Here is a 12320-nt window from a genome sequence, read left to right as displayed (position 1 = left end):
AAGGACCCGAAGCCCTTCGTCTGGACGAAGGACGCCGACGAGATCCTGCAACGCCTCGCCACATATCTTGATCGAATTCCCGGCGCAGGACACTAGATGATCGATTCCAAGGGGTCAGTGATCGTAGGCGGTCAATGAGCGCAGGACGAGCTGGTCGGTGTGATCGTTGTGCCAGATCGCGGCGGTCAGAGCGAGGATGCGCTGTATGACGCGGACAATCACGCCGCCCGGTGTGCGTCCTCGGTGCTGTTCGAGGTTGAGCTGGCCCTTGAAGGTTTCGTTGACCGACTCGATGACCTGCCGCAACGGCTTGAACAGCTGGGCGCCGGGTCGCTCCGGCTCGCCCGCAGGGCGACGACGTCCCGGGGCACGCCTTTTCAGCGTTTGCCTGCCATATGGCAGCCGCCGACGTGAACGGCGACAGGCGGTGAGTCGCGGTTCAGGCCGCCTTCGAGGATCCAATCGGGTGTGGCCGATCGTTGTGATCGACGACGAGAGCGGCCGCCGTGGATGACTCTCAGCGTTTCTATCTGACCGTGATGGCGGCCGGCCGTCTGGTGATGCAGGGCTGGTGGGGGAGCGAGGCGACCGCTCGCCGCAAGTTCTCGTCATGGGTGGGGGAGTACGGCACTATGCCGGCGCCCGCATCACCCTCATCGATGAGGAGCAGGGCCAGACGGTGACGACGTGGCCGGACGAGGCCTGATCGGCGACGTACGACACGGGTCGCCGTGCCTGGCCCTCGGCGGTGTCAGGACGATGCGATCGGGACGCCGGATCGGACTCGTGCTTGCAGCGCGTTCCGCCGGGGCCGCCACAGCCGGTGCCGGCTCCGTGGTTCACGAACTTGGGAACAGGGGCCCGCCTGCCATGAGGCCGCCGTCGGCCAGCAGGATGTGCCCGGTGACGTAGCTCGCCTTGTCCGAGCCTAGGAACTGGACGGCTGCGGCGATTTCCTCCGGGGTGCCGGCCCGGTGCATGGGCAGCACCGAGTCGACCGCGTCACGTGCTGTGTCGTCTCCGGTGAACCGGTCGTACATCGCGGTGCGGGTGTAGCCGGGCGCGACCGCGTTGACCCGGATACCGTGATCGGCGCCTTCGAGGGCGGCGGCCTTGGTGATGCCGACGACGGCGTGCTTGCTGCCGACGTACAAGGCCGCCCCGGGATAACCCATCAGGCCGAAGGTGGAGCTGACGTTGACGATGCTGCCGCCGCCCTGTGCCCTCATGGCCCGGAACTCGTGCTTCAGGCACAGCAGGGTTCCCTTGACGTTGGTATCGAAGGTGGCCTGGTAGGCATCGTCGGTCACCTCGGTGACAGGGCCGGGTGTTCCCTCGGTGCCGGCGTTGTTGAAGGCGACGTCGATCCGCCCGAACCGCGCGATCGCGCGGTCGACGAGGTCCCTCACCTCGGCGTCGAAGCGCACGTCGGCCCGCACGAACTCGGCCTGGACGCCGAGGCCGGCCAACTCCCCGGCAAGCTGTTCACCCGCGTCCGGGCCGCAGACCACGAGGTTCGCGCCCTGGCGGGCGTAGGCGAGGGCGGTGGCGCGGCCGATACCGGTGAGCGCGCCCGTGATGAGGACGACGGGGTCAGACACGTCAAGGTCCTTCCTGCAATCACACGGATGAGCGATGGGCATGCGGCGCGCAGCCCGCAGGCACCGGTTCCCCTCGGGCAGGGCGTATTCCGTGTGCTCCGGCAAGGAAGGTGTCCCGGCCGCGCCGGATCCAACCGCCGCATCCCTCGGACGGCAGTACGTGTTGGCCCGTACGGTTCACGGGCGGCGACCGGGACAGGCGACCCGCAGGCGGTCACATGGGCGTGAGGTGAACCGCGGGTTCGGACGGGAGCCGCCATCGGGCGCAGATCGGGAGCGGTCCGCGCGTCGGATCCCCGTCTCTCTCAACCGGGGAGCGCGCGGTGGACCGGTGCGGACGCCGGCCGCTGGTTGGCGTCCACCTCTTCCGGGCACGTACGTACCGGGTCGGCCTGCCGGGATCGTCAGCGGCCGGTTGGCGCACCGGGTCGGCAAGCCACTGGTCATCGTCGGTACGGCCATGACCGCCGTCGGGCTCGCGGCCACCTCGCTGCGCGCGTGAAAATCCCCTCCGACAACCCGGCCGACAACCGTCCGCACCCTCTGCCGCGCCTGGCGTCAGTTTGTTCGGCGGGGCTGGCCTCTCCCTGGGGCGCCGGAGGTCAACGGCGAGCGCGCGGGCGACGCAGGTGCTGCTCATGACCGATGCCGAAGCCGCCGACTGGCGCACCGCCACCGCGGCCGAAGAGAACTGACCGCACCCAGAACGCACCACGGGCCCCGGCCCCGGGTCCGCCACGTCCGACTCGAGGCAGGAATGCGGCCGATGACCTCGTGGCGCGGTCTCGTCGGCGCTCGCTGACGACAGCCTCGACGAGGCGGTGCGAACGATCAGTGCACCTGCTTGTGGGTGTAGCAGTGGTCGTCCATGCCTTGCTGGTAGCGGCAGGTCCTCATTTGAGGGGCCACGTATGGGGAGTTCCGGCGGGTGTCAGGTGGACGTTCCGCAAAGGTCTCTTGTGGACTGTTGAGGTACTTCGCCGCTGCTTCCTGAGCGCGCCGTCTCTCCTCAGGGCTTGCCGGAGTACGTTGCCTGCCTTCACGTTCAGCCTGGGACTCAGGAGCGACGTGCCCAGAACTGGCTGAGGGACCGCTGGCAGGATAATCACTGCCGCGCCTGCCCTCCTGACGCCTGGCGGACCAGCGTCCTGTCCCACTTGAGATGGAGACGGGGCCAGCGGAAAGGCCGACGCTGCCACGAGAAGTCACGGAGATCGGCCCCGCCTTGCCCCTGGCTCCGCCACTGCCGACCGACAACGGGCCGAGGTTCCGGCAGTAGACCGCAGCCCGCTCGGCGCTCAACGTGGCTGGTCGCCCCTGGCCGCGGTTACGCGCTGGGCGGCGAGCACTCGATGTCGGAGACCGTCGTGGCCGCCGAGGAGGCCTGGCCGGGTGCGGAGGCGGCGCGCTCGTCGAGCCCACGGGCGGTGTGGATCCGCAGCAGTCCTTCGATGCCGCGCAGCAGGGTCTCGCCGGCCAGGACGGGGTCGCCGAGGTAGCCGGCGCTCATCGCGCCGTCGCGGAGCATGACGAAGTGCCGCCCGGCGTGCTCGGCCTGTGCGGCCGTGATCTCGGCGAACAGTCTGGTGATCGTCTGCAGGAACCATTCGCGGTGTTGCACGATGGCACGGTGGACCGGGTGGTCGGGATCCGGGAATTCCGCTGCCGCGTTGAGGAAGGCGCATCCGCGGTAACCGGGCGAGCGGATCTGCTCGACCAGGGACGCACCGATGCCCCGCAGGATGCCGTCAGTCGGCACGTCCGCGGCCATCAGGGAGCCGATCTGGGTGCGGATCGCCAGGTCGACGCTTCCGATGTAGGCGACGGCCAGGTCTTCTTTGCTGCGGAAGTGGCGGTAGAAGGTGGCGTTGGTGACCTTCGATTCGGCGACCAGCCGGTCGACGCCCACCGTGTGGATGCCCTCCGCATAGAAGAGCTGTCCGGCGGTCCTCAGGAGCCGTTCCCGGGCCTCGGAGACTCGCCTGCCCGTGCCTGTGCCAGCTTCCGTCTTTGTCATAGCACCCATTGTAGCGGGTAGAACGCTCTCTCTTGTATTCGCGGAAAACGTATGCCAGGCTGCAAGCAAGAGAGATCGTTCTCTCTATCTCGCAAACTGGAGAACCCCATGGCATCCACCGCCTCCGCCGAGCACATCGGCGCCACGCCCGCCCTGCGCCGGCTGTACGTCATCCGCTTCGTCTTCGCCTCCGCGTGGGCCGCGCTCCTGCTGGTGTCGGGCTCCGAGCTCACCGTCGGGACCAAGCTGCTGCTGTTCCTCTATCCCGTCTTCGACGTGGCCGCGGCTGTCGTCGACGCCAGGTCGGCGCGCGCCGCCGGGCCGGTCAAGGGCCTGTACGCCAACATGGCCATCAGCGCGTTCGCCGCCGTCGGCGTCGGTGTCGCCAGCACCTCGGGCGTCGCCGACGTGCTGCGTGTCTGGGGCGCGTGGGCGGTCGTCTCCGGCCTCATCCAGCTCTTCGTGGGCGTCGCGCGCCGGTCGATGGGCGGCCAGTGGGCCATGATCGTCAGCGGCGGCATCTCGGTCCTGGCCGGCGGGTCCTTCATTCGAGGCGCCTCACAGGACGACCCCTCGCTGACCGCTCTCGCCGGCTACGCCACGCTCGGCGGGATCTTCTTCCTCGTCTCGGCGATCCGCCTGTCCCGCTCGACCCCCAGGAGTTGACCCGTGTCGACCAAGGATCGCGACGACCAGGCGCGGCCCGCGAGTCGGGATGTGCCCGACAGGGTCCGGCTCGGCGGCAGGCCGGTGCGGCGGATGGCGTTCGGCGCCATGAGGCTGGCCAGGCTGGGGGTCTGGGGGCCGCGCGCCAGATCCACGGACACGGCAGGATGAACCCAAGCCGCACGGGCCCAGGATCGCTTCGCAACCTTCCCAATCCGTGCGGCTCTTGTCGTGCATCGACGCCGCCCGGCCTGCTCTCCCGCGCCCGCCGCGAAGGCCTCACCGCCGCCCAGGCCTTCCACGACGCCCACGGCCACCTCGGGTGGCGAAGCGGTGCCGGTGGACGTACTTGAGACGAGCGTCATCATCGCCCACCGGTGGCACTTCGACTTCACCGTCCACCCCGAACGCATCGCCCGCGCGATGGACCTGATCTCCTTCAACCCCCGCGGCCCGCTCTCCCGCGCCCGCCGCGAAGGCCTCACCGCCGCCCAGGCCTTCCACGACGCCCACGGCCACCTCGACGTCCCCACCGACCACATCGACACGGTCGGTTTCGAGGTCGGCCGCTTCATCACCACCTTGCGCGACGCCCACAACACCGGCCGCCTGGATGCCGACTTCACCGCCGAACTCGACGCCCTCGCCATGATCTGGGATAAACACCAGGCCGCCTGGCGCGCCCGCCTCACCGCCGCCGCCGACTACCACCACACGCACGGCCACCTCGCCGCCCCCTCCACCACCCCCACCGGAGCCTTCCTCGCCGAGCAGCGCTCCCTCGCCACCCACAACCGCCTCGACGAGGCCAAGGCCGCCGACCACGTTCTCGCCTACGTCGGCCAGCTGCTGGGCGGGCGTGCCGCCCGGGCCGCGGGCGCCTTCGATGGCGAAGCGGCGTTCGGGCCACTGGGCTCACGGACGCGATGTGGTCCCGGACCGCGGGGCGACCGCTGTCCGGGACCAGTGACCTGACCGACTCCGGTGTCACCCGGTGTAGGTGAACTCGCCGGCTGGACTGGTGGGGGACGAGTAGCCGTTCACGGTCACGGTGATGTCCACGGTCGTGCTCGTAGCCTTGCCCGACGGGGGTGCTTTGGCGACGATCTTGTCCGAGTCGACCTGGACGGATGGCGAGGCGTTCTTCCCGAAATGCACGGTGGCGCCTTTCGCGAAGCCCGCGCCGGAGATGGTGACCGAGTCGTTGGCCTTGCCCCTGTCCGGTGTGATGCCGGTGACCACCACGGGTTCAGGCCGGCCGTAGGCGAACTGCCCGAGCGGGACGGCCGGGGAGGTGCCCAGGGGGTTGGTGACATACATGTTGACGACGCCGGTCCCGGGCGGTGAACGGCACCACCGTGCCGACGTCGAGATCTTCGAGAATGTCGGTCACGCTGGCGATTGTCCCGCGGACGACCACGGCAAACTGGTTCGAGCCGTCGTTGTTCTTGGCGATGTACGCCATGTTCGCGTTGTCCGGGCTCAGCGCGAGCCACGTCGGTGTCCAGTTTTTCGTCAGGGGGGAGTTGGAGAACTGCCGGGAGATGCCGAGCTTGATCCGATCGGTCTGGGCTTGAAGGGTTTCCCCAGACGGGCGCGGAGTCGCTCCAGTTGCCGCGATGGCGGCCAGGGTCATGGCCACCTGAGGCGTGATCGGAGTGGCCTGTTGTGCCGCCGCCATGCTCGCTCCTTAAGTCTTCACTCATCGTCAAGCATCTCCATTTCAATGTATTCGCATACTCGGTACCCTGACGGATATCAGGCCCTTTGTGTTCTCTGATTCACTCGATCGGAATGGGTTCGACTTAAAGCGGAACCGTAGTAAACGGCTATGGATTTGATTGCTGTACAACCTCGTCGTTTCGCGAAAGTCACTCCTCAGCTGCTCCGCCGGTTCGATGTGCAGCGCAGCGGGACAGCGGTGAGGAGCAGGTGGTGATGAGGTCGCCGACACCGGCAAGTCCGCTGAGGTGGTGGCAGGGCGGCGTACGGATTGTTCAGCCGCGCTGTTTCGGGACGGTGGCTTCGAGCCGGCTGCCGAAGTCGGCGGGCGTGGCCGGCGGCGTGGGGAAGTAGGGCTGCACGTCCTCGGCGAGCTCGTGCAGCACCTCGTCGATGGGCCGGTCGTTGGGGCGCAGGTTGAAGGAGACGTGAGCGACGCCGAGGCCGGCCATCGTCTCCAGGTGGTCGACCAGGGCCTTGCGGCCGGTGCTGAGGCCCAGTCGGATGGGGCGGGCCGGGGCGTCGGCGTCGTCCTGGAGGGCCAGCACCATGGGGGTGAGGTACGGCTTGCCGCCGTCCTCGGTGCGCTGCCGCCACTCACGGATCTTCAGCCGCAATGCGCCAAGTTCACGGGGGTAGTTGAGGGAGGCGTCGGCATGCTCGGCGATCCACTCGGGCGTCTGCTGCGCGCCTCCGGCGACGGCGATCGGGATCCCCGTCGTATGGACCGGCCTGGGGAGGACCTCCAACTGCCGGTCCGCGCCGAGGCCGACCCGGGGCAGTTCCAGCGGGCCGCCGCGCCAGGCGGCGCGCAGCGTCTCGACACCTTCGCGGAACGCCGTGCCGCGGGTCTGGAAGTCGCGTTCGAACAGCGGGTATTCCACGGGGCGGTCGCCGCTGGCGAGGCCCAGCAGCATGCGGCCGCCCGACAGAACGTCGACGGTGGCCGCCGCCTTGGCGACCAGCCGGGGCTCGCGCAGGGGCAGGACGACAGCGCCCGTGCCGAGTACGACGTTTTCCGTGATCGCGGCGAGGTGACCGAGGTGCGTGAAGGTCTCGAAGACGCTTCCGGCGTCGCCGAACTGGGCGGGGTCGTAGAGCGGGACGTCGCGCAGCCACAGGGCTGCGAAGCCGAGGCGGTCGGCGAGTTGCGCGAGCCGGGTGTGCCCGGTCAGGTCGGGGACGCCGAAGGGGCGGCCGGCCGCGCGGTCGGTGCGCCGGCGCGCCGGACCCCAGTCGTTGTCGAGGGGCAGTTCCAGACCGAGGGTGAGCCGCCCGTCGGCGGGGGCCAGGCGGGCGAGTGCGGGATGGGGGGATGCCATGGCGGGTCCTTCCGGGGGCGGACACAGGGTTCCGTTCCGGGCGGTCTGCCCGGAACGGAGCGGGAGGGGGCTGCAGGCTCAGTTGAGCTCGTCGGGGTGGGGGCCGGTGCGCAGGTCGCGGTCGAGCGCGGCCACGGCCTGCATCTCATCGGCCGTGAGCTCGAAGCCGAAGACGTCGAAGTTCTCGCGGATACGGGCCGGGGTGACCGACTTGGGTATGACGATGTTGCCCAGCTGGGGGCGCCGATGCTGACGGCCGAGGCCAGGGTGGGTGCTCCGTGGGCCTGGTCCAGCAGGCGCTTCTGTAGCGGCGGCACAGACCAGGAGGACGGTGATCGCGGCGAGGATCTTGCTGTGCGCGGTGAAGGTGAACAGCGCGAGCACGACGGCGAGGCCGCCGAGGGTGACGTACAGCATGGGCATCAGCGCGCGGTCGGCATAGCGCCCGCCGAGCAGGTTGCCGAGGAACATGCCGACGCCGAACAGCACCAGTAGCCAGGTGACCGCGCCGTCGGAGTAGCCGGCGACACGGGTCATCATCGGCGCGATGTAGGTGATCGCGGCGAACACACCACTGAAGCCGAGCACCGTCATCGCCATTGCGAGCAGCACCTGCGGGTTGCGGAACGCGGTCAGCTCCCGGCGCAGGTGCGCGCCCTCGGGCCGCGGCGTGGCGGGCACGAGCTTGGCGACACCGAGCAGCCCGACCACGCCGAGCGCGGCGACGACGACGAAGGTGGTGCGCCAGCCCGTGGCCTGCCCGATGTAGGTGCCCAGCGGCACACCGACGATGTTGGCGATGGTCAGTCCCGTGAACATGGTGGCGATGGCGCCGGCCCTCTTGTCCGGAGCGACCAGATCGGCGGCGACGACGGAGCCGATGCCGAAGAACGAGCCGTGGGCGAGGGAGGCGACGACGCGGCCGGTCAGCATCAGCCCGAAGGTCGGGGCGAGGGCGGAGACCACGTTGCCGAGCACGAACAGGGCCAGGAGCAGCATGAGCATCCGCTTGCGGCTGACCTTGGTGCCGAGCACGGTCAGCAGTGGTGCGCCGATGACGACGCCGAGGGCGTAGCCGGTGACCAGCAGGCCCGCGGTTGGGATGGAGACACCGTAGTCGGCGGCGATCTCGGGCAGCAGCCCATGATCACGAACTCGGTGGTGCCGATGCCGAAGGCCCCGACAGCCAGGGCGAGGAGTGCGAGGGGTATGGGCTCAGCCCTTCTGTGATTACTTGAACGAGCGCCTTGCACGCCTCCAAATAATTGCAGACGCCCACAAGTGCAAGCGCGGGCAATGTGTGGGCGCAGGGGTGTGTCGGTGAGCGCGCAGGGTTGGCTTGTGTGTCGCAAACCTGCCCGCGCCCAGGCAGGACGCAGTGGGGGGCGGAGAACTGTGCGATGGCGCCCGACGCCGACACTGCGCGTGCGGCTGCCGATGAGCTCTGAGCGGCATCGACCGGCTCGTGTCAGTGGCTCCGCCGTCGTGCGGATCCGCCGTTACGCGTGGGGTGTGAAAGGGGGTGCGGGGGTGGGGGGCGTCGGTGTCCGCGGTCGGTCTCGAGGCCGACCGAGGGCCGTGGCCAACCCGCCTGCGACGGATGCGGCCGCTCTGGGCGGTGCTGCCCCGCCTGAGCCGACCCCTGCGGCGATCGCGTGCGCGCGCCGCGCGACGAAGGGCCTGCCCTGCACGTTGGGCGCCTGGCGGCGGCGGTCCGGTGACCCGGCGGCCCGGAACCTGCTCGCCGCCCCATCGCTCAAGGGCGCGCCAAGGCCGAACCGGCGGGTTTCCGCCCCGCCCGGTAGAGGTGCCAGTGCGAGCCGCGTGACACGCTCATTGCCCGACCGGTGGCTGCAGGGTCCCCGCGCACTGCTGGAATCGGTCGATCGGGTCGCTCGGGTCTACGGGCGTCGCGACGGAGCGTCCACCGCTTCCACCGCCGCGACCAGCGAGGACAGTTCGGGGTTCTTGGCGGCCTCGTCGAGGGCTTCCCGGAGGGCGGCGTCATTGGTCGGCCGGGCTTCCTCCAGGAGCTTCAGGCCGGCCTCGGAGACGTTGGTGTAGATGCCGCGGCGGTCGGTCGGGCACAGGTATCGGGACAGCAGGTTGCGGTCTTCCAGGCGCGTGACCAGGCGGGTTGTGGCGCTCTGGCTGAGCACGACCGCGTCGGCGACCTGCTTCATCTGCAGATGGCCGCCTTCGCCGTCGTGCTGGCGGCTCAGCACGTCGAGCAGCGAGTATTCCCGGACGCTCAGGCCGTGCTTGGACTGCAGTGCGCGCTCGATGTGCGCCTCGATCCTGCCGTGCAGGAGGGAGAGGGCGCCCCATCCGCTGGCGAGGGCGGTGAGTGCTGGGTCTGTGGCGGTCATGGGGTCCAGGTCTCCTTCCGGGTGTGGCTGGAATGCAGGATAAGCCATGGAGTGAAATATTGGCTACAGCCCATATAGAGCTAATGCAATCATCTGTCAGCCCGGGTTCCCTCACCGACGGCGGCACGCCCCGGCCGCCGTCGGTGAGGGAACCTGACGCCGTGCGAGGCGCGGCACCCCGGCGCGCATCTGCCGGCGGGCGAGGTCGGGGTGTGGTCCGTCGGTCGGTCATGCGCGGTGATCAGGCCGACGGCTGCCCCGGGCATGCCGGTCTCCTTGCGGACCCGCTCGAAGCGGGTCCGGCCTTCGAAGGAGCCGCAGGCCTGGCACTGGGCGGGCGGGGACGCCGTGGTCGGCGACGGCTCAGGGAAGGATGGAGTCGACATAGCCGCCGTCGACGCGCAGGGCGCCGCCGGTGGCGGCGGAGGCGTAGGGCGAGGCGAGGTAGACGACCATGTTGCATACGCCTCAGCGATTCCCACGATCGCCGCGTCGCCGAGGCCTGGAGCCTCCTGGGCCAGGGGGCTCCAGGCCTCGGCGGCGATACCGTGCTTGGTGTGGAAGGCATGCCGGGCACACCGCAGCCCGGGTACGCGGGGCGTGTACCCGGGCTGCGCGATGAGGTCCCGCGGCGGGCGGGGCCGGGGGTCAGGCCGCGAGGGTCTTGTGGAGGGCGTCGAGGCCGTCGCGGTAGATGCCGGTGAAGAGGTCGACGACTTCGTCCTCGCCGGCGTCGTCGGGGTTGAAGCGTCCGGACCACTGGACCTCGGCGATGTCGTCCCGGCCGGGAATCGTGTGGACCCGGATGGTGGAGACGTAGCCGTTGACGGGGAACGGGGCCTGGAGGATGGCGTAGCTGTAGTGCCGTTCGGTCTCGTTGAAGTCCACGAGGCGCTCGATGATGACCTCGCCCTCGGGGTTCTTCAGCCGGCGGACCCGGCCGCCTTCGAGTGCGGTGCTCTCGGGGATGTAGGGGAGCCAGTCGGGCAGGGCGTCGAAGCCGCCGATGAGGCTCCAGACCTTGTCGGGGGAGGCGGGCACTATGCGGCTGACGGAGGTGGAGGCCATGATCTTTCTCCTGGATCCTGGTGCTGGGGCGAGGGTTTCGGGGAGGGGGTTGGGGGTCAGGCGCCGTTGGGCAGCGGGGCGGCCGGGCTGACCAGGCCGGCGGCGCGCAGGTCGGTCCAGAACGCGGCCGGGACGGTCTCGTTCAGGGCGGCGACGTCCTCGGCGATCCGGCTGGGGCGGGTGGCGCCGGGGACGACCGCGGCGGCAACCGGGTGGGCGAGCGAGAACTGGAGGGCGGCGGCCTTGATGGAGACGCCGTGCTTGGCGGCCAGGGCCTTCAGGCGGGAAACCTTCTCGACGATCTCCGGCGGGGCCTGCTGGTACTCGAAGTGGGTGCCGCCGGCGAGGACGCCGGAGCTGTAGGGGCCGCCGACGACCATGTCGACGTTCTGCTCCTGGGCCATCGGCAGCAGCCGCTGGAGGGCGTGCCCGTGGTCGAGGAGGGTGTAGCGGCCAGCGAGGAGGAAGCCGTCGGGCTGCGGCTCGTCGAGGGCGAGGGTGAGCTCGATGGGCTCGGTGCGGTTGACACCCAGACCCCAGGCCTTGATGACGCCCTCGTCGCGCAGCCGGGACAGAACGCGGAAGGCTCCGGTGCGGGCCTCCTCGAACTTCTGCAGCCACAGGTCGCCGTGGAAGTCCTGAGCGATGTCGTGGACCCAGACGATGTCGAGCCGGTCGACGCCGAGGCGCTTGAGGCTGTCCTCGATGGAGCGCTCGGTCGCTTCGGCGGTCCACACGTGGAGCATCTTGTTGGGGTTGCCGTGCTCGAACAGGCCGCCCTTCTCGCCGAGGTCGCGGGCACCTTCCTCCAGCTCGTCGAGGATGACGCGGCCGACCTTGGTGGACAGGACGTAGGCGTCGCGGGGCTTGGTGGACAGGACCTCGCCCAGGCGGGACTCCGAGAGGCCGGCGCCGTAGAAGGGGGCGGTGTCGTAGTAGCGGATGCCCTGGTCCCAGGCGGCCTCGACGGTGGCGGCGGCCTCCTCGTCGGGGATCGCGCGGAACATGTTGCCGAGCGGGGCGGTGCCGAAGCCTAGACGGCCGGGAAGGATTTCCTTAAGGGACATGACAGCGTCTTTTCGATCAGTGGTGCCGGGGTGTGAGGGCATCCCCGGCACGGGGGTGAGGCATTATTGGACGGATGCCTCTGCGGTTGGCGACTCTGCCGACGGAGCTGTGGCAGTGGTTGCACGGCGGCGTCTCGTCAGAGCCGGGCGCAGGATGCATATGAATGCAGGAGCGCTTTACAGGTAAGAACAATAATTGCAGACGCTAGGTAATGCAAGTGTTGGCTGCCACACACACGCCGACCGGTCGATCCGGGCTCGGGCGCCGGCCTATGAGGCACGGGCCTTCCTCAGCGTGAACCCCACTGCGATCCGCCGGGGCTCGCAAGCCGAAGGCGTCCGCACGATGGCCGCCTGCCCGCGCCGACACGACGGTGTACCGCATCCCGCGGGGGACGCTGCGCGAGTCGCCGGGGCTCCCGGCCGGTACCTCCGCGGACGCGTCGGGTGCGAGCCGTCCGGCACGGGTATCGGCTCCATGCCGAGCG

At 69.6% G+C, this 12320-nt stretch carries 10 protein-coding genes and 3 pseudogenes; 2 read left to right on the top strand and 11 right to left on the bottom strand.

Translation table 11 applies throughout. The features are described from left to right. Positions 1 to 114: 114 nt before the first annotated feature. From ACWEK3_RS33905 to ACWEK3_RS33895, 3 genes and pseudogenes are all read right to left on the bottom strand, one after another. Positions 115 to 354: pseudogene (locus ACWEK3_RS33905) on the bottom strand (IS982 family transposase); the annotation flags it as partial. A gap of 485 nt (positions 355 to 839) precedes the next feature. Further along, positions 840 to 1601 (bottom strand): SDR family NAD(P)-dependent oxidoreductase, encoded by a 762-nt coding sequence (locus tag ACWEK3_RS33900; RefSeq protein WP_453251420.1) that lies wholly within the window; start codon positions 1599 to 1601, stop codon positions 840 to 842. 1327 nt (positions 1602 to 2928) lie between these two features. Beyond that, positions 2929 to 3627 (bottom strand): TetR/AcrR family transcriptional regulator, encoded by a 699-nt coding sequence (locus tag ACWEK3_RS33895; RefSeq protein WP_450547583.1) that lies wholly within the window; start codon positions 3625 to 3627, stop codon positions 2929 to 2931. 99 nt (positions 3628 to 3726) lie between these two features. Here ACWEK3_RS33895 and ACWEK3_RS33890 point away from each other — a divergent pair, with 99 nt between their 5' ends. Further along, a complete protein-coding gene (locus ACWEK3_RS33890) occupies positions 3727 to 4284 on the top strand; it encodes a hypothetical protein (RefSeq protein WP_450547582.1) in 558 nt (185 codons plus the stop codon). A 339-nt stretch (positions 4285 to 4623) separates the two neighbouring features. Next, on the top strand, positions 4624 to 5259 hold the full coding sequence (locus ACWEK3_RS33885; protein WP_453251419.1) for a helicase associated domain-containing protein: 636 nt from the start codon (positions 4624 to 4626) through the stop codon (positions 5257 to 5259). Positions 5260 to 5271: 12 nt separating this feature from the next. Here ACWEK3_RS33885 and ACWEK3_RS33880 read toward each other — a convergent pair whose 3' ends face one another. The 8 genes and pseudogenes from ACWEK3_RS33880 to ACWEK3_RS33845 all read right to left on the bottom strand — a co-directional run bounded on the left by ACWEK3_RS33880 (position 5272) and on the right by ACWEK3_RS33845 (position 11832). Continuing rightward, positions 5272 to 5529 (bottom strand): IPT/TIG domain-containing protein, encoded by a 258-nt coding sequence (locus ACWEK3_RS33880; protein ID WP_453251418.1) that lies wholly within the window; start codon positions 5527 to 5529, stop codon positions 5272 to 5274. Positions 5530 to 5533: 4 nt separating this feature from the next. Then, positions 5534 to 5965: a hypothetical protein gene (locus ACWEK3_RS33875; protein ID WP_453251417.1), complete on the bottom strand. Its 432-nt coding sequence runs from the start codon at positions 5963 to 5965 to the stop codon at positions 5534 to 5536. A gap of 316 nt (positions 5966 to 6281) precedes the next feature. Next, a complete protein-coding gene (locus tag ACWEK3_RS33870; RefSeq protein ID WP_453251416.1) occupies positions 6282 to 7328 on the bottom strand; it encodes a TIGR03571 family LLM class oxidoreductase in 1047 nt (348 codons plus the stop codon). A gap of 239 nt (positions 7329 to 7567) precedes the next feature. Next, positions 7568 to 8539 (bottom strand): annotated as a pseudogene (locus ACWEK3_RS33865) (MFS transporter); the annotation flags it as partial. Between the two features lie 690 nt (positions 8540 to 9229). Next, the gene (locus ACWEK3_RS33860; protein WP_358862811.1) at positions 9230 to 9697 is read right to left on the bottom strand and encodes a MarR family winged helix-turn-helix transcriptional regulator; all 468 of its coding nucleotides are present in this window, start codon (positions 9695 to 9697) and stop codon (positions 9230 to 9232) included. 363 nt (positions 9698 to 10060) lie between these two features. Next, positions 10061 to 10162: pseudogene (locus ACWEK3_RS33855) on the bottom strand (oxidoreductase); the annotation flags it as partial. 183 nt (positions 10163 to 10345) lie between these two features. Continuing rightward, a complete protein-coding gene (locus ACWEK3_RS33850) occupies positions 10346 to 10765 on the bottom strand; it encodes an SRPBCC family protein (RefSeq protein ID WP_453251415.1) in 420 nt (139 codons plus the stop codon). Positions 10766 to 10821: 56 nt separating this feature from the next. Further along, complete coding sequence (locus ACWEK3_RS33845) at positions 10822 to 11832, bottom strand: aldo/keto reductase (RefSeq protein ID WP_450546151.1); 1011 nt, start codon at positions 11830 to 11832, stop codon at positions 10822 to 10824. Positions 11833 to 12320 lie beyond the last annotated feature (488 nt).

This window comes from Streptomyces sp. NPDC004721, assembly GCF_053601495.1.
Note: the sequence above shows the minus strand (reverse complement) of the source record. Positions and strands in the feature narration are given on the sequence as shown.